Source organism: Telluria sp. ZB4P34 (assembly GCF_059686055.1).
Map to the genome: position 1 here is coordinate 226,898 of NZ_JCASIF010000001.1, position 16,313 is coordinate 243,210.

General features: G+C 68.0%; 16 protein-coding genes. 2 read left to right on the forward strand and 14 right to left on the reverse strand.

The genetic code is table 11. The annotated features are described in order from the left end of the window. The first annotated feature begins 69 nt into the window (after window positions 1–69). Entirely contained in the window at window positions 70–1,281 is a 1,212-nt protein-coding gene (locus AC56KL_RS00995) for a DNA topoisomerase IB (protein WP_497178290.1), read from the forward strand. Beyond that, the gene (locus tag AC56KL_RS01000) at window positions 1,278–2,357 is read left to right on the forward strand and encodes an L-dopachrome tautomerase-related protein (protein WP_497178291.1); all 1,080 of its coding nucleotides are present in this window, start codon (window positions 1,278–1,280) and stop codon (window positions 2,355–2,357) included. Before AC56KL_RS00995 ends, AC56KL_RS01000 begins: the two co-directional genes overlap by 4 nt. Here the strand turns inward: AC56KL_RS01000 and AC56KL_RS01005 are convergent. From AC56KL_RS01005 to AC56KL_RS01070, 14 genes are all read right to left on the reverse strand, one after another. Beyond that, a complete protein-coding gene (locus AC56KL_RS01005; protein WP_497178292.1) occupies window positions 2,350–2,802 on the reverse strand; it encodes a DUF4019 domain-containing protein in 453 nt (150 codons plus the stop codon). The two genes, AC56KL_RS01000 and AC56KL_RS01005, sit on opposite strands and share 8 nt — an antisense overlap. An 82-nt stretch (window positions 2,803–2,884) precedes the next feature. Next, entirely contained in the window at window positions 2,885–3,634 is a 750-nt protein-coding gene (locus AC56KL_RS01010) for a GAF domain-containing protein (RefSeq protein WP_497178293.1), read from the reverse strand. Between the two features lie 245 nt (window positions 3,635–3,879). Beyond that, entirely contained in the window at window positions 3,880–5,073 is a 1,194-nt protein-coding gene (gene pncB / locus AC56KL_RS01015) for a nicotinate phosphoribosyltransferase (protein WP_497178294.1), read from the reverse strand. Between the two features lie 9 nt (window positions 5,074–5,082). Next, entirely contained in the window at window positions 5,083–5,604 is a 522-nt protein-coding gene (locus AC56KL_RS01020) for an SET domain-containing protein (protein ID WP_497178295.1), read from the reverse strand. A gap of 120 nt (window positions 5,605–5,724) precedes the next feature. After that, window positions 5,725–7,416, reverse strand: coding sequence for an AMP-binding protein (locus AC56KL_RS01025; protein WP_497178296.1), 1,692 nt, complete (start codon window positions 7,414–7,416; stop codon window positions 5,725–5,727). A gap of 193 nt (window positions 7,417–7,609) precedes the next feature. Next, window positions 7,610–9,277, reverse strand: coding sequence for a 4Fe-4S binding protein (locus AC56KL_RS01030; RefSeq protein WP_497178297.1), 1,668 nt, complete (start codon window positions 9,275–9,277; stop codon window positions 7,610–7,612). Beyond that, on the reverse strand, window positions 9,274–9,789 hold the full coding sequence (locus AC56KL_RS01035; RefSeq protein ID WP_497178298.1) for a DUF3306 domain-containing protein: 516 nt from the start codon (window positions 9,787–9,789) through the stop codon (window positions 9,274–9,276). Before AC56KL_RS01035 ends, AC56KL_RS01030 begins: the two co-directional genes overlap by 4 nt. An 11-nt stretch (window positions 9,790–9,800) precedes the next feature. Next, a complete protein-coding gene (locus AC56KL_RS01040) occupies window positions 9,801–10,232 on the reverse strand; it encodes a DUF3305 domain-containing protein (RefSeq protein ID WP_497178299.1) in 432 nt (143 codons plus the stop codon). A gap of 11 nt (window positions 10,233–10,243) precedes the next feature. Continuing rightward, the gene (locus AC56KL_RS01045) at window positions 10,244–10,924 is read right to left on the reverse strand and encodes a hypothetical protein (RefSeq protein ID WP_497178300.1); all 681 of its coding nucleotides are present in this window, start codon (window positions 10,922–10,924) and stop codon (window positions 10,244–10,246) included. Window positions 10,925–10,932: 8 nt separating this feature from the next. Next, window positions 10,933–11,388, reverse strand: coding sequence for a hypothetical protein (locus tag AC56KL_RS01050; protein ID WP_497178301.1), 456 nt, complete (start codon window positions 11,386–11,388; stop codon window positions 10,933–10,935). A gap of 32 nt (window positions 11,389–11,420) precedes the next feature. Beyond that, window positions 11,421–12,524 carry a formate dehydrogenase subunit gamma gene (locus tag AC56KL_RS01055; protein WP_497178302.1) on the reverse strand — a complete coding sequence of 368 codons (1,104 nt, stop codon included), beginning with the start codon at window positions 12,522–12,524 and terminating at the stop codon, window positions 11,421–11,423. Between the two features lie 9 nt (window positions 12,525–12,533). Further along, window positions 12,534–12,761: a hypothetical protein gene (locus tag AC56KL_RS01060; RefSeq protein ID WP_497178303.1), complete on the reverse strand. Its 228-nt coding sequence runs from the start codon at window positions 12,759–12,761 to the stop codon at window positions 12,534–12,536. Then, complete coding sequence (gene fdh3B / locus AC56KL_RS01065; protein ID WP_497178304.1) at window positions 12,758–13,429, reverse strand: formate dehydrogenase FDH3 subunit beta; 672 nt, start codon at window positions 13,427–13,429, stop codon at window positions 12,758–12,760. The genes AC56KL_RS01060 and fdh3B overlap by 4 nt, the downstream gene beginning before the upstream one ends. Before the next feature lie 50 nt (window positions 13,430–13,479). Next, entirely contained in the window at window positions 13,480–16,299 is a 2,820-nt protein-coding gene (locus tag AC56KL_RS01070; protein ID WP_497178305.1) for a formate dehydrogenase subunit alpha, read from the reverse strand. Window positions 16,300–16,313 lie beyond the last annotated feature (14 nt).

A 16,313-nucleotide genomic window follows, 5' to 3' on the forward strand; every position in this document is an offset into this window, starting at 1 on the left:
TAGCTTCCGAACGGCGCCCGCGCCCGGTTCGGCGTAGGATCGGGCGACCGAGACTGGAGGGGAGCCCCCATGCACAGCGAAGCATCCGGCAGCGCCGACAACCCGCTCAGCGCCCCGCCCGCCGCCGCCAGGGCCGCGGGCCTGCGTCATGTCCACGACGACCGTCCCGGTATCCGGCGCGAAAGACAGGGGGACGGCTTTCGCTATCTCGGCGTCGGCGGCGACCCGGTCACGGACGAAGCCACGCTGGCGCGCATCAAGTCGCTGGTGATCCCGCCGGCCTGGACGGAGGTCTGGATCTGCCCCCAGGCCAACGGGCACCTGCAGGCTACCGGGCGCGATGCCAGGGGCCGCAAGCAATACCGCTACCACCCGAAGTGGCGCGCGGTACGCGACGAGGTGAAGTACGAACGCATGCTGAACTTCGGCCAGGCGCTCCCTGCCATCCGCAAGGAGGTCGACCGCGCCCTGTCCCTGCCCGGCCTGCCGCGCGAAAAGGTACTGGCCACGATCGTCTACCTGCTGGAAGCGACCATGATGCGGGTCGGCAATGAAGAGTACGCCCGCACCAACAAATCCTACGGCCTGACCACGCTGCGCGATCGCCACGTGAAGGTGGACGGCAGCCATGTCGAATTCCGCTTCCGGGGCAAGAGCGGCGTGTACCACAAGGTGCACGTGCACGACCGCCGGCTGGCGCGCATCATCGCGCGCTCGCGCGACCTGCCCGGCCAGGAACTGTTCCAGTACGTGGACGAGGCCGGCGAGACCCACAGCATCGACTCGAGCGAGGTCAACGACTACCTGCGCACGATCACCGGCGAGGACTATACCGCCAAGGATTTCCGCACCTGGTCGGGCACCGTGCTGGCCGCGCTGGCCTTGCAGGAATTCGAGAAGTTCGATTCCGAGGCCCAGGCCAAGAAGAACATCGTGCGCGCCATCGAGTCGGTCGCCGAAAAGCTCGGCAACACGCCCTCGGTCTGCCGCAAGTGCTACGTTCACCCGGTGGTGCTCGACGCCTATCTCGACGGCGCAGTGCTGGAAACCCTGCGCGAGCGCACCGAACAGGAACTCACGGACGACCTGCACGCGCTGCAGCCGGAAGAAGCGGCGGTGCTGGCGCTGCTGCAGCAGCGCCTGCGCCGCGAACAGGAAGCCGGCGAGAAGCGCAAACGGGAAGCGAAACCCGCGCGCGCCGCAACATCGAACAAGGGCGCGAACAAGGCTGCGCGCACACCGCGCCAGCGCGCCGCACCAGGGATGCGAGGAGCAGCATGAACAAGGACAAGCAAGCGAACGCGACGGAGTGGACCATCGAGCAGGTGGCCGCCTTCGGGCACCAGGTCACCGGCGTCTCGGTTTCCGAAACCGGCCGGATCTTCGTGAACTTCCCGCGCTGGACCGAAGACACTGCGGTGTCGGTGGCCGAGCTGGGCGCGGATGGCAGCCTGCGCCCCTACCCCGACGCGGCCTGGAACGCCTGGCGCAACGCCAGGAAGGATGAACTGCCGCCCGGACAGCACTGGGTCTGCGTACAGAGCATCGTCGCGGACGGTCGCGGCAGCCTGTGGGTGCTCGATCCGGCCGCGCCGGCCCAGGCGCACCTGGTGTCGGGCGGCGCCAAGCTGGTGCAGATCGGGCTGGCCGGCGACCGGGTATTGCGCAGCATCGCCTTCGGCGAGGACGTCGCGCCCCAGGGCTCCTACCTGAACGACGTGCGCCTGTCGAAGGATGGAAAATACGCCTTCATCACCGATTCCGGCGTGGTCGGCGCGATCCTGGTGGTGGACATCGAGGCCGGCAAGTCCGCGCGCCTGCTCGACGGACACCCGTCCACCCAGATGAAGAAGGGCCTGAACGTCAAGGCCGACGGGCGAGAACTGCGCCGGCCGGACGGCCGCGGCGTGGAATTCTCGGCCGACGGCATCGCGCTGTCCGACGACGGCAAGTGGCTGTACTGGCAGGCGATCAAGGGCGACACCCTGTACCGCATCGATACCGCCGTCCTGGCCGGCAAGGGGATGCAGGGCGAGGATGTCGGCGCCGAGGTCGAGGAATACGGCATCAATGGCGTGTCGGACGGCCTCCTGATCCCGCGCGGCACCAACAAGATGCTGCTGAGCGCAGTCGAGGACGATGCGGTAAAACTGCGCGACCTCGACGCCGGGCCCGGCGGCCAGCCGCAGGTGCTGGTCCGGGACGCGCGCCTGCGCTGGCCCGATACCTTCGCCCAGGGGCCGGACGGCGCCATCTACGTGACCACCTCGCACATCCAGGATTCGGCCTTCTTCAAGCCGGATGCGCCGGCTGCCCTGCCGACCGAGCTATGGAAGCTGTCCGGCCGGCTCACCTGATGGCGTAGCCCGACACCTTCCAGCTGCCGTCGGCGTCGCGCATCGGGACCACGGTCTCGATGCCGGACTTCGCGGCGAATTCGCTCTGGTACTGGATCACGACATATTCGCCGTCCGGCGCGCCAGGAAGCTTGCGGGTGTAGTGCGTGCGCGCGACCGTGCGCGACTTGAGCGCGCCGAACGGCGCGCGTGCCTCACGCAACAGCGTTTCCCACTGCGCCTGCGTCACCGTCGCCCGGATCGCGGGCGCGCCCCGGGTCCAGCTCTCGGCATACTTGCCCCCGTCGGCCAGGGCCAGCCATGTGGCGGCGGCTTCGGTGGCGGCCTGTGTGGCCGCAGCGCTCTCCTGCGTGGTTTGGGGGGCCGGCGCGCCCTGGCTATCCTGCGCGGCGGCAGGATGGACGACGACGGTGGCGCATAGCAAGGCGGCAATGGCGGATTTCACGAACGCTCCCGGTAATGAATGGACAATCCTGTCCAGCATAGCGGAACGCGCGCACGGCTTTGTCGCGCATTGTTGCAGCAGATCAGCTGGTCTTCGCCTGGAGCTCGGAAGATGCGATATCGGCCAGGTCGCACAGCGCCTGCAGTTCGGCCGTGCGCAGCCTGCGCGGCTCGCGGTCGATCACGCATAGCGTCCCCATCGGCAGGCCGCCGCGGTCGCGCAGCGGCACCCCGGCATAGAAGCGGATATGGGGTTCGGCCAGCACCAGCGGGTTGTCGCGGAAGCGCTCGTCGGTGGCCGCGTCCTCGACCATGAAAGGCGCATCCTGCAGGATGGCATGCGAACAGAAAGCCCATTCCCGCGGGGTCTCCTGCGGACCGAGGCCGACCCGCGCCTTGAACCACTGGCGGCGCGCGGTAAGCAGGGACACCAGCGCGATCGGCGAAGCAGTGACGGTTGCCGCCAGCCGCACGATGCGGTTGAAACGTTCTTCCTGCGGGCTGTCGACCAGGCGCGATGCCGCCAGCGCGGCCAGCCGGCGCGGTTCGTCCGGAATGGTCGGGAAGCTTTCGTCACCTTGCAGGATGAATTCCGGATCGGTCGGGGCCTGCACCAGCGTTTCTCCGGACAGTGCGCCCGACAGGGGGCCGGCGCGCTCCAGCATGGCCTGGATCGTACTCTGGCGGGTGCGCCGGTGGCCGCCCGGCGTCTTCCACGAAGGAATGGCGCCGCTCTCCATCCATAGCTGCACGGTACTGGTCGCCACACCGAGCATGCGTGCGGCGGCGCTGGTGGTGAGAATCGGATCGTCTTCGGTGAACTTGCTTTGCATTAGCGGTCCTGGTTGATACCGCGAGTATAGCCGATCTGACGAAATCCCTCATTTTTAAAGTATCTTCTGACGCCCCATGGGAAGCAATGCACAAATATCGCAAATTCAAATGCCACACGGCAATTTTGCATGCGGATTTTCGCCGAATTTGCGCTCACTGCATCGAAGCTGGAAGCTTTTTCTCCTACCAGCTGGAAGAAGCAGCGGCGCCGCACGGGCGCCGCCTGGCCCTCGCGTAGGCGCTCTCAGCCTTCGCCGGGGTGGTCGAAGACCTGGCGCAGATAGGCCAGGAAGGTCTCGTCGGTACACATCGACTTGCCCGGCGAGTCGGACAGCTTGGCCACCGGCTGCCCGTTGCAGCGGGTCAGCTTCATCACGATGTTCAGGGCCGGGTACGGGGTGTCGTTGGTCAGCTTGGTGCCGATGCCGAAGCCCAGCATGGTGCGGTCGGCGAAGTGCCGGTACAGGCCGAGCGCCTTGGGCACCGTCAGCGCGTCCGAGAACACCAGGCGCTTGGTGCGGGCGTCGATGCGCAGCCGCGCATAGTGGGCCAGCGCCTTCTCGCCCCACTCCACCGGGTCGCCGGAGTCGTGCCGCAAGCCGTCGAACAGCTTGGCGAAATACAGGTCGAAGTCGCGCAGGAAGGCCCGCATGCCGACCACGTCGGTGAGCGCGGTGCCGAGGTCGCCCCGGTACTCCTGCACCCAGTCTTCCAGGGCCGCCTTCTGGAAATCGCGCAGGCGCACGCCGAAGGCCTGGTAGGCCTGCAGGTACTCGTGGGCCATGGTCCCGATCGGCACCAGGCCGTACTTGTGCGCCAGGTAGACGTTCGAGGTGCCCTTGAAGAACCGCGGCAGCTCGCGCGCCAGCGTGGCCACCACTTCGTCGTGCCAGTCGCCGGAAAAGCGCCGGCGCACGCCGAAATCGAAGAACTCGAAGGGCGTGGCGCGCTGCGGTTCGCGTTCGAAGGCGCGCAGCTCGTCGATCTTCTGCCGCAGGCGCAGCCGCGCTTCCCGCAGCGCTGCGTCGCGGTCGAAGCGGCGGAAGTACAGCTCGTTGACGATGTAGAGCACGTAGATCTCGAAGCCCATCACGTGCACCAACGGGCCGCAGGCGCGGATGCGCAGTTGCGGGCCGTCGGTCTCGACCCGGATGAACTTGCGCTGGAAGCGGAACAGCGTGAGGAAGTCGGCGAAGTCGCTCCTGATGAAGCGCAGGCCACGCAGGTAGGCTACTTCGGTTTCCGTGAACATCATCGAGCACAGGTGGTCGAGCTCGCGCTCGACTTCTTCCTTCAGCTCGGCAAGCGGATAGGCCGGCTCGTTCCGGCAGCGGAACTCGTACTCGCCGTTCGCGTCCGGGTGGCTGTGCAGGAGCGCCTGCCACATGGTGAACTTGTACAGGTCGGTTTCCAGCAGACTGCGGACGATGGGCTGCATCGTGCTCCTTCAGGCGGTGGCGGAGCTGCGCTTGTCGCGCATGCCGGCGCGGCCCGCGCTGCGCTTCTTCGGCGCCAGCATGGTGCCGGTGCAGCCGGGCGTGCCGCAGCGGCAGGCGAACAGCTTCTTGAGGGCCGGCGTGTGGCGCTCGTCGTAGATCAGCGCATAGTTATAGTTCAGCTCTTCGCCCGCCTCGATGTCGCGCATCGCGTGGATGTAGACCCGCCCCTCGCCCTCGAAGGCTTCGCAGTTGGGCGAGCAGGCATGGTTGATCCAGCGCGCCGCGTTGCCGCGGCTGCCGCCGTCGATCACGCGGCCGTCGGCCAGCGTGAAATAGAAGGTGTGGTTGATCGGACCGTTCGCCTGCGCGGCGCGGCGCGTGGCGTCGTCCCAGCTGATGCGCTCGCCGCGGTATTCGATGATGCGCTCGCCGGCGCCGATCGGCCTCAGCGCGAACACGCCATTGCCGTGGATGGGGGATTTCCTGACTTCGTAGGCAGGGGCGGATGCGGCGGCGCGTGTCGTGGTCATCGATGGCTTGCGAGAAGGTGCGGACCACGCAGCGGCGCGTGGGCTGGTTGTGAAGACGAGCACCATTATGCGGCGGATTGCCGGTAGCGTGCCGCACACTTAGCCTGGACACGGCATGCGTCAGGCGGGGAAGTCTTCTTCCCGGTATTCGGTCCCCTCCCCCGCCTGGCCGTCGCGCGCAGCTTCCTCGCGGCGCAGCTCGACCCGCCGGATCTTGCCCGAGATTGTCTTGGGCAGCTCGCGGAACTCGATGCGCCGGATGCGCTTGTACGGCGCCAGCCGCTCGCGTGCGAAGGCGAACAGCGAGGCCGCCAGCTCGGCGCTCGGGGCCACGCCCTGGCGCAGGGTGACGAAAGCTTTCGGCACCGCCAGGCGCAGCGGATCGGGGCTCGGCACGATGGCCGCCTCCAGCACGGCTTCGTGCTCGATCAGCACGCTCTCGAGCTCGAACGGACTGATGCGGTAGTCCGAGGACTTGAACACGTCGTCGTTGCGGCCGACGTAGAAGTAATAGCCGTCCGCGTCCACCGTGGCGGTGTCGCCCGTGTGGTAGTAGCCGGCGCGCATGACGTGCGCGGTCTTGTCCTCGTCACCCTCGTAGCACATCATCAGGCCGAGCGGCGCCGGGTCGAGCGCGAGCGCGATCTCGCCTTCGCCGGCCGGCTGGTCGTCGATGTCGAGCAGGGCCACCCGGTAGCCCGGCAAGGGCCGGCCCATCGAACCGGGCTTGACCGGCTGGCCCGGCGGGTTCCCGATCTGGCAGGTGCTCTCGGACTGGCCGAAGCCGTCGCGGATGCGGATGCCCCAGGCCTGTTCCACCTGCTCGATCACTTCCGGGTTGAGCGGCTCGCCCGCCCCCACCAGCTCGCGCAGCGGCGGGCGCCAGGCCGCCAGGTCTTCCTTGATCATCATGCGCCACACCGTCGGCGGGGCGCACAGCGACGTTACGCCGCAGCGGACGATGGTGTCGAGGGCCGCCCTGGCGGAAAAGCGTTCGTAGTTGTAGACGAAAATGGTGGCGCCCGCGTTCCACGGTGCGAAGAAGCAGCTCCAGGCATGCTTGGCCCAGCCCGGCGAGGAGATATTCCAGTGCACGTCGCCCTGCTGCAGGCCGATCCAGTACATGGTGGACAGGTGGCCGACCGGATAGCTCTGGTGGCTGTGCAGCACCAGCTTGGGCTTGGCCGTGGTGCCCGAGGTGAAGTAGAGCAGCAGCGGGTCGGTGGCGCGGGTCTCGCCTGCCGGCGCGAATACGGACAGGACCTTGCCGCTGTCGGCATAGTCGTGCCAGCCGTCCGGCCTGGCTCCCGGCCCGGCGCCCACGGCGATGCGGGTGAAGCTGCCCGCCATGCCCTCGAACTTGCCGACCTCGGACGCCTGGGCGATGACGTGCTTCACGCCGCCGCGCTCGAGGCGATCCTGCAGGTCGGCGCCCGAGACCAGCATCGTGGTCGGCACCAGCACCGCGCCGATCTTGATCCCGGCCAGCATGATCTCCCACAGCTCGACCCGGTTCGGCAGCATCAGCAGGACGCGGTCGCCCCGGTCGACGCCGCACAGGCGCAGGTACTCGGCCACCTGGCAGGAACGCGAGGCCATGTCGGCGAACGAGATCTTCTGCTCGGATCCATCCTCTTCGACCACCCACAGCGCGGGCAGTGGATTGTCCTTCGCCATCGGGTCGAAATAGTCCAGCGCCCAGTTGAAGGCGTCGAGCTGGGGCGCGCGGTAGTCGCGGTAGGCGGTGTCGTAGTCGAGGCGATGCTGCTGCAGGAAGTCGCGCGCCTGAAGAAAGCGCTGGGAGGGCGTCATGGTGTCTCCTGGTGGGTCGGGCATGGCTGCTGTGGCCATTTTGCCATGATTGCATGCCTTGGGGTGGGCGGGGGAAAACAGTCCAGTGGACTGTTTTCCCGCCCACGCGGTGGTAGTTTGCAGCAAGATCATCCGGCACGACAGCGGCGCTGCCAACGATCGCCGCGTGGGCGGAATCCGCCCACCCCACGGATCAGCGCCGAGTAAGGGCCGTGATGCGCATCTCGCCCTCCGGCTCCATCATGTCGATCACGCGGCAGTCGCCGCACATGCGCAGCCGGTCCAGGTGGCCGCTGAAGGCCGGGTGCGAAGCCAGCCTGCCGAGCATGTTCTCGACCATCTGCAGGGTGCCGAAGGGCTTGTCGCAGCGGATGCAGTGGAAAGGCTGCGATTCGTTGAGCACGACCGCCTCGTTGCGCGAGGCCTGGAAGGACAGGCGCGGAGCCAGGGTGATGGCGTCTTCCGGGCAGGTGGCAGCGCACAGGCCGCACTGGACGCAGTTCTTCTCGATGAAACGCAGCAGCGGCGCGCCCTGCCCGTCCTGCAGCGCGCCGGCCGGGCAGGCGCCCACGCAGGACATGCACAGGCTGCAGGCCTTGCGGTCGACCTCGATGGCCCCGAAAGGCGCGCCGGGCGGCAGCGCGACCTGTTCCGGCTTGAGCGGCGCGTGACGGTGCAGGTGCTCGAGCGCATAGTCGAGCGTGTTGCGCTTGTCGTTCGCCAGGTGAAACAGGGCCGGCTCCCCTGGCGCCAGTCCGCGCGGCGCGTGGCGCAGCGCCACTGCGAGCTCATCCGGCGCATCGAAGCGCAGCAGCTGGAAATGCGGACCCTCGTAACCCAGGCCCGACAGCACTGCCTGGGCGATCTCCATCTGCCCGTCAAGCGCGGCGATGTATTGCGGGGCTTCACGGCCCGTCATCAGCACCGACACGCCGGCTGCGCCATAGGCCAGCGCGGCGAACCACACGTCGATGCCGGTGGAGGCGGTGTGCTGCAGCGCCAGCGGAATGACCCGGCCCGGCACCGCATCGCCGAGCTGGGCCAGCAGGGCCGCGCCGTGCTCCGGGTCGTGCAGCAGGAACACCGGGTCGGCCCCGCCCGCCTCACGGTAGGAACGCAGGGCCGCCTGCATGCGCTTGCCGGTGAGGGCGGCCGGTGGGAAGGCGTAGCTGATGGCGCCCGTGGGACACACCGTGGAGCAGGCGCCGCAGCCCGCGCACAGGTAGGGATTGACCTTGATTCGGTCGCCATCGTCGGCAATGGCCTGGGCAGAGCAGATTTCGATGCAGGCGCTGCAGCCCTTCTGGCCGTTACGGCCATGGGCGCAGGTACGCTCCTTGTACGAAAAATACTTCGGCTTTTCGAAGTCGCCGACCATCTCGAGCATGGCCCCGGCGGCCGCGGACCGCTCCGCCGCGTCGTAGCCTGGCGCATAGTAGCCGTGCGGGCGCTGGTGGCTCGGAATCAGGCGGGCCGGGGCGAGGTCGAGCACAAGGTCGAAGCGGCCTTGCTGGAGCGCTTGCCCGGGCGCCTGCCAGCGCGCCTCGAAGGACCCCAGCCAGCCGGCCACGGCGACCGTGCGCGCCACGTGTACCGGATAGGGCCGCACCGGCATGCGCTCCTGGCTATCGAGCAGCAGCACGGTGACGGGCAGCGCCGCCGCCAGCCTGTCGGCCCAGGGCAAGGCCTGTTCGGCGGAGCCGACCACCAGGGTGCGGCCGCCCGAGCGGTAGTTGACCGTGATCGCCGGCTCGAAGACGGGAATCGCGTCCGCGGCCAGGATGGCGGCGAGCCTGGCCTGGATGTTGCGGCCTTCCTGGACCGGGTCGAGCGATGGATTGTCGGTAAAACGGATGTTCATGCGTTCCCTTGTGGTGTGGACGGCGGCGCCGGCAAGGGCTCCTGCTCCTGCTCAGGCTGCGCTTGCGGCTCCCCTGCCTGCGCCGCCGCCTCGGCTTCCTGCTGCCGGTCGTCGAGCAGGCGCGCGACCAGGCCCTGCGCATGCTTGAGCGAAGCCAGCATTGCCGGCGTGAGCGGCGCCGCCTTGTTGTAGTCGCTCATGTAGATATCGAGGCCGTCGACCATATTGAAATGCGGATCGGCGAACAGTTTCTTCAGCGCCAGCCGCCGGACCGCGCCGTCGACGTCCCTGGCGACGAAAGCCGAAAAGTCGGCGTCGGGGGTAAGCCGCGCCGCGTCTTCCAGGGTCGGCAAGGGCGCACGCGGCGGCGCCTCGGCTTCCTGCGGGGCGCCGGCCGTGGGCGCGTCCAGCGGCCCGGGCAATGCCGGCGCCTGCGGCGCCTGCGCCGGGGAAGCATCCTCGCCGCTCGACTTCAGGCGCGCCCAGCGCCGGAAAAAACCTTCTTCGGACATCGTCGCCCCGTTCATCCGTGTTCGCGGCCGCGGCGCCCGCGTGGCCTGGGCTGGTAGTGCTCGCGCAGGTAGCCAGCCACCCAGGCATAGATCTCGGCCGGCATGGTGACGCCGTCGGCCTGTTCGCCGGAGTCGAACATGCGGGTGCCCTCGACGTAGCTGACCGAGGCGCGCACGGGGATCGCCTTGCCCTCTTCCATACGCCACAGCACGAAGACCTTCGATTCCGGCGCCATGCAGTTCTCGTAATAGCCCTCGTTCTCGTCGGTGTACAGCTCGAGCTCGAGACCGGAAACGAGGTAGTAGTCGCGCTCCGGGCTGCTGCTGAGCACCTGCAGGCGCGGCAGCTGGCCGCGGTCCGGCACCACGCCGACCGCCTCCCAGGCTTCGTCGGCCCAGCGGTGCTGCACGGCGCGACGCTGCATGATTACCGCGATCGGCATGCTGCCCATCTTCATTGCTTGTTCGCCGTCGTGGGAGTGCCGCGCTTTTCCGTGGCCGGCGCCGCGCCCCTGGCCACGGACCGGGTCGGTTCGCGCTTGACGTCCTCGCTGGGCGCCACGTTACCCAGCTTCTCGCTCTTGATCGGGACATTGGCCGCGTTCAGGGCCTGGCGGCTGAGCGGTGCGGCCCCGGTGGCCGGCGCGGCGGCGGCCGTGCCCGGCGCCGCGTTCGCGGGCGCCGCCGCCGGCATGCCGGCGCTGGGCGGCGTCACCCCGGGCGGCACCACGCCGGCCGAGGCCGCGGCACGGGCGGCGCCCACCGGCGCCGCGCCGGGCGCGACCGGATTGGCGACCTGGCCGGGCGCCATCGTGCCCGGTCCGGCCACGCCCGGGGCCCTCCCGGGCGCCGCTCCCGGGGACGTCGCCTGTCCCGCCACCGCCGGCGCTGCGGCAACCATCACCGGCGGATTGATCTTGTAGCCCTTGGCCTGCGCCTGCGCGCGCCAATGGGCGCTGATCGCGTCCATCGCGGCGGTCAAGGCTTCCTTGTCCTTGGCCGCCTTGGCCTCGGCGGCGGCCTTCTTGGCGGCGGCTTCCTGCTGCTGTGCGGGGGTCAGCACCGGCTTGGGCAAGCCCGCCCACGAGGGTGCGCCGCAGGCCAGCAGGCCGGCAAGCACTGCGGTCAGTTTCAATTGCCTGTTCATTGCTTGGCTCCCAGTGTTCCCGGCGCGGCAGGGCTCTGCGGGGCGATATTGGTGGCGGCCGGCGCTTCTACCGTCCCCGGCGCCGGCGCCGCCGGCCGGCCGTAGTCGCCGGGTGGCTCGCGCGTGCCTTCCTGGGCGCCGGTCGGATTGGTGACGCCCGTGGCCGGCCCCTGCCCGGTTTCGCGCACCGTGCCGGCGGTTTCGGCGCCCGAACTGGTGCCGCCGGCGCCGCCCGCATGGCCCGGCGTGCCGCCGGCATAGGTGGCGTCGACCACGGGCTTGGCCGTGCTGGCGATGATGGCGCCGCTGGTGCGCCCGCCGGCCGAGACCTGGCCCGGGTATCTGGTCTGTTCGATGCCGCCCACGCTCGGGTTGCGGCCGCGGTCGCAGCCGCCGGCCAGCACGGCCAGTAGCGCCAGCGCGCCAGGAATCAGGATGGTGGATGCTTTCATGGTATTCCTCGATGGGCCGCTCAGTGGGCCTCTCAATGGGCAGCCCCCGGGCGCGGGTTCGGCCGCACCGGCTTGCCGTCCGGGTGTGGACGGTGCGCCGGGTCGGTCGCGGTGCCGTTCTTCACCTGCTCCAGCCAGAGCGAATGGTGGGCGGCGGCCCAGTTCTCGTCGACGGTGCCGTCGCGCATGGCCTGGTAGGCGCCCGGCGTGCCCCAGGTGCCGATGTAGATGTGGCCCATGGCGGCGGCGATGTACAGGGCCGATCCGGCGACGTGCAGGGTATTGGCCACCTGCAGCACGTAGCGGGTCTGGCCGAAGGTCACGAAGTCAAGGACCAGGCCGGTGATCGACATGACGATGCCGAGCAGGGTCACGCCCAGCCAGAACCAGGCCTTTTCGCCGGCGTTGAAGAAGCCGGCCGGCGGATGCTTGTGCGAGACCAGCCCGCCGCCCTGCTTCACCCACTGCCAGTCCTGGCGGTTGAAGAAGTTCCGGCGCAGGAAGGTGATGAACATCAGCACCGAGCAGACGATGAACAAGGGCCCGACGAAGTTGTGCAGGTATTTCGAGATGATGGCGACCCAGGAGAACAGGTCGTGCCCCATCCAGGGCAGCATGATCTTCTTGCCGTACATGATGATGATGCCGGTGATCGCCAGCGCGATGAAGCTGTAGGCCGTGGCCCAGTGCACCTTGCGCTCCCACTTGGTGAAGCGCTCGATGCGGCGTCCGGAGCTCGGCTCTTCGCGCGCCCCACCCACGGTCTTGTAGAACACGAAGATCAGGAGGGGCACGGCCAGCAGGATGAAGCCGGCGATGGTGGCGAGCGGGCCGTTGCGCAGGATGCGCCAGGTGTTGCCGCCGCGCTGGACGATGACGTTGGCCTCGGTGGCGCCGTACTGGCCCAGGAAGTGGCGATCCATGTGGACCCGGCCCGAGGCCGCATCGAGCAGACCCGGTTCCTTGACCACCGAGTCGGCTTCGATCTGGAGCATGGTCTGCTCTTCGGCATAGGCCGGCTTGGCGTCCTTGTTGGGCACGCCGGCCCAGGCCGACGGCAGCAGCAGCGCGAACACCAGGCCAAGGATGAGAAAGTGCGTGAGACGGAGCGAGGCGCGCGAAAGTTTGGCGTGCATGGCGGCTCCTCAGGGATTGGCCCGGTTGTATTCGTTCTGCTTCATGGCCCGGTTCTGGATCGCCGCCGACCATGCCAGCCGGTCGTTATGGAAGCGGGTCTGGTAATGCCGGTTGTCTTCCTTGCCGGCGTATTCGCCGCGCAGCCAGCCGGGGAACTGCTCGACTTCGAGGCAGCCGGACAGCAGCAGCGGCAAGGCAAGGATGGCATAGCGCGCACGGTCACGGAGCTTGTTCATTGGACGATCCTCCCCGGATCGTTCTGCACGTCGCCGACCAGCTGGTTCACCCGCGGCAGGTCGCCCTTGGCAGTGATCTCTCCGCCGCGCTTGGGCCGGCCGTAGGCGATCTTCCAGCCCCACAGCTCGGGGCCGTAGCCGCGCGTCTGCACGCGCTGGCGATAGATGTCGGCGATCTGGTCGGCATCGCCGCCCAGCAGGGCCTTGGTGCCGCACTGCTCGGCGCAGGCCGGCAGCTTGCCTTCGGCGATGCGGTTGCGGCCGTACTTCTTGAACTCGGCTTCGGAGGTGTCGGGCTCCGGGCCGCCGGCGCAGAAGGTGCACTTGTCCATCTTGCCGCGGTGGTTGAACATGCCGGTTTCCGGGAACTGCGGCGCCCCGAACGGACAGGCGTAGTAGCAGTAGCCGCAGCCGATGCACTGGTCCTTGCTGTGCAGGACGATGCCATCCTCGGTGTGGTAGATGCAGTTGGTCGGGCACACCGCCAGGCAGGGCGCGTCGGTGCAGTGCATGCACGCGACCGACACCGAGCGCTCGCCCGGGATGCCGTCGTTGATGGTCACGACACGGCGCCGGTTGATGCCCCAGGGGGTCTCGTGTTCGTTCTTGCATGCGGTCACGCAGCCGTTGCAGTCGATGCAGCGCTCTGTGTCGCAGATAAATTTCATTCGTGCGGCCATGCCGTTCTCCTCCGCTCTTCAGTCGATCGCGATCTGCTTCAGGCCTTGACGACCCGGCACAGCGATACCTTGGTTTCCTGCATCATCGTCACGGTGTCGTAGCCGTAGGTCCAGCCCGTGTTGCAGGCCTCGCCGCGCACGGTCGGCGCCCCGCCCTCAGGATAATGGCGCTCGAGGTCCTCGCCCATCCACCAGCCACCGAAGTGGAAGGGCATCCAGACCAGGCCGATCGGCACGCGTTCGGTGACCATGGCCATCATCTTCATGCGCGCCCCGGTCGGGGTCTCGACCCAGACGTAGTCGCCGATGTTGGCCGCCATCTGGGCCGCGTCGCGCGGGTTGATCTCGATGAACATGTTCTGCTGCAGCTCGGCCAGCCAGGGATTCGAACGGGTTTCCTCGCCGCCGCCCTCGTACTCGACCAGGCGGCCGGAGGTCATGATGAGCGGGAAGTCCTTCGAGTAGTCGACGTCCTGCACCGACTTGAACAGGGTCGGCACGCGCCAGAAGTTGGCCTTGTCGTCGTAGGTCGGGTACTTGGCGACCAGGTCGCGCCGCGGCGACGCCAGCGGCTCGCGGTGGGTCGGCACCGGATCTGGAAAGTTCCAGACATTGCAGCGGGCCCGCGCATTGCCGAATGGTGCGCAGCCGTGGGCAATGACGACGCGGATGATGCCGCCCGAATTGTCGGTCTTCCAGTTCTTGCCCTCGGCCATCGCCTGTTCCTGGGGCGTCAGCTCCGCCCACCAGCCGAGCTTCTTCAGGAACACGTGGTCGAACTCGGGATAGCCGACGTCGAGCTGGCTGTCCTTGTTGGTAGAGCCGTCGGCCGCCAGCAGCGACTGCCCGTCGTGCTCGACGCCCCAGTTGGCGCGGAACGGCAGGCCGCCCTCGGCCACCGACTTGCTGGTGTCGTAGAGAATCGGGGTGCCGGGGTGTTTCATTTCGGGCGTGCCCCAGCACGGCCACGGCAGGCCGTAGTAGTCGCCCTTGCAGGGGCCGTCGTCGGCGCGCATGGTGGTCGGATTGAAGGTGTGCTTGTTCTCCATGTGGAGCTTCAGGCGCTCCGGCGAGCAGCCGGTGTAGCCGATGGTCCAGCACGAGCGGTTGATCTCGCGCAGGATATCCTCGATCACCGGCTCGTTGAGCACGACCTTGATGTTCTTGCACAGTTCGTTATGGAAGCCGAACTTCTTGGCGAACAGGTACATGATCTCGTGGTCGGTCTTGCACTCGAACAGGGGCATGATGACGCGCTCGCGCCACTGGATGCTGCGGTTCGAGGCCGTGCACGAGCCCGAGGTCTCGAACTGGGAGGCGGCCGGCAACAGGTAGACGCCGTCGGTGCGGCCGTGCATCGAGGCCGTCATGCTCGGATACGGGTCGATCACGACCAGCATGTCGAGCTTTTGCATGGCCGCCTTCATGTCCGGCAGGCGCACCTGGCTGTTCGGCGCATGCCCCCAGTAGAACACGGCGCGCAGGTTGCTCGGCTGGTCGATGAACTGGTTCTCTTCGTTGACCGCGTCGAACCAGCGCGACACGGTGATGCCGGGCTTCTCCATCAGCTCCTTGGAGCCGAAGCGCGACATGATCCAGTTGTAGTCGACGCCCCAGACCGACGCGAAGTGCTTCCATGCGCCTTCCGCGATGCCGTAGTAGCCGGGCAGCGAGTCGCCGTTGGGGCCGACGTCGGTGGCGCCCTGCACGTTGTCGTGGCCGCGGTAGATGTTGGCGCCGCCGCCGGGCTTGCCGATGTTGCCCAGCGCCAGCTGCAGGATCGACAGCGCGCGCACGTTGGCGGTGCCGACCGTGTGCTGGGTGATGCCCATGCACCAGACCACCGACGAGGGCTTGTTCTTGGCCAGCATCTCGGCCACCATCCTGACCGAGGCTTCCGGCACGCCGGTGATGTCGGATACCTTGTCTGGCGTCCATTTGGCCACTTCCTTGCGCACGTCTTCCATGCCGTAGGTGCGGGCCGCGATGAATTCCTTGTCTTCCCAGCCGTTCTGGAAGATATGCCACAGGATGCCCCACACCAGCGGGATATCGGTGCCCGGACGTACCCGCACGTAGTGGTGGGCGAAGCGCGCGGTGCGGGTGAAGCGCGGATCGATGACGATCATCTTGGCGCCCAGTTCCTTGGCGTGCAGGAAGTGCAGCATCGAGATCGGGTGGGCCTCGGCCGGGTTCGAGCCGATGAACATCACCGCCTTGCTGTGGTGCAAGTCGTTGAAGGAGTTCGTCATGGCCCCGTAGCCGAAGGTCTGGGCCACGCCCGCCACCGTGGTCGAGTGGCAGATGCGGGCCTGGTGGTCGCAGTTGTTCGAACCCCAGAACGACACGAACTTGCGCAGCAGGTAGGCCTGCTCGTTATTGTGCTTGGAGCTGCCGATCACCATCAGGGCGTCGGGACCGGATTTCTGGCGCAGTTCGATCAGCTTGTCGCCGATCTCGTTGATGGCCTGGTCCCAGGAAATGCGCTGGTACTTGCCGCCCACCAGCTTCATCGGGTAGCGCAGGCGGTGCTCGCCGAAGGCGTGCTCGCGCACCGAAGCCCCCTTGGCGCAGTGCGCCCCCATGTTGATGGGCGAATCGAAGGCGGCTTCCTGGCGCACCCAGACGCCGTTGGCCACGACGGCATCCACCGAGCAGCCCACCGAGCAGTGGCTGCAGATGGTGCGCTTGATCTCGGTCGGCACCGGGGCGCCGGGCGCCCCGTCGGCCCTGGCCGGTTCGATCACGTTCAGCGGCAGCTGCCGCGCGAGCGCGCCGGCCCCGGCGGCGACACCTGCGCCGACCAGGAAGCGGCGCCGTTTGAGTCCGCTGTCGCGGACGGACTTCACGAGGGACATGCTGGCTCTCCCAT

Excerpts from the sequence above, each read along its gene's own strand:
- AC56KL_RS01000 (WP_497178291.1), top strand. The coding sequence starts at position 1,278 with ATGAACAAGGACAAGCAAGCGAACGCGACGGAGTGGACCATCGAGCAG.
- AC56KL_RS01070 (WP_497178305.1), bottom strand. The coding sequence starts at position 16,299 with ATGTCCCTCGTGAAGTCCGTCCGCGACAGCGGACTCAAACGGCGCCGC.
- AC56KL_RS01025 (WP_497178296.1), bottom strand. The coding sequence starts at position 7,416 with ATGACGCCCTCCCAGCGCTTTCTTCAGGCGCGCGACTTCCTGCAGCAG.
- AC56KL_RS01055 (WP_497178302.1), bottom strand. The coding sequence starts at position 12,524 with ATGCACGCCAAACTTTCGCGCGCCTCGCTCCGTCTCACGCACTTTCTC.
- fdh3B (WP_497178304.1), bottom strand. The coding sequence starts at position 13,429 with ATGAAATTTATCTGCGACACAGAGCGCTGCATCGACTGCAACGGCTGC.
- AC56KL_RS01050 (WP_497178301.1), bottom strand. The coding sequence starts at position 11,388 with ATGAAAGCATCCACCATCCTGATTCCTGGCGCGCTGGCGCTACTGGCC.
- AC56KL_RS01020 (WP_497178295.1), bottom strand. The coding sequence starts at position 5,604 with ATGACCACGACACGCGCCGCCGCATCCGCCCCTGCCTACGAAGTCAGG.
- AC56KL_RS00995 (WP_497178290.1), top strand. The coding sequence starts at position 70 with ATGCACAGCGAAGCATCCGGCAGCGCCGACAACCCGCTCAGCGCCCCG.
- AC56KL_RS01040 (WP_497178299.1), bottom strand. The coding sequence starts at position 10,232 with ATGCCGATCGCGGTAATCATGCAGCGTCGCGCCGTGCAGCACCGCTGG.
- AC56KL_RS01060 (WP_497178303.1), bottom strand. The coding sequence starts at position 12,761 with ATGAACAAGCTCCGTGACCGTGCGCGCTATGCCATCCTTGCCTTGCCG.
- AC56KL_RS01010 (WP_497178293.1), bottom strand. The coding sequence starts at position 3,634 with ATGCAAAGCAAGTTCACCGAAGACGATCCGATTCTCACCACCAGCGCC.
- AC56KL_RS01030 (WP_497178297.1), bottom strand. The coding sequence starts at position 9,277 with ATGAACATCCGTTTTACCGACAATCCATCGCTCGACCCGGTCCAGGAA.
- pncB (WP_497178294.1), bottom strand. The coding sequence starts at position 5,073 with ATGCAGCCCATCGTCCGCAGTCTGCTGGAAACCGACCTGTACAAGTTC.
- AC56KL_RS01035 (WP_497178298.1), bottom strand. The coding sequence starts at position 9,789 with ATGTCCGAAGAAGGTTTTTTCCGGCGCTGGGCGCGCCTGAAGTCGAGC.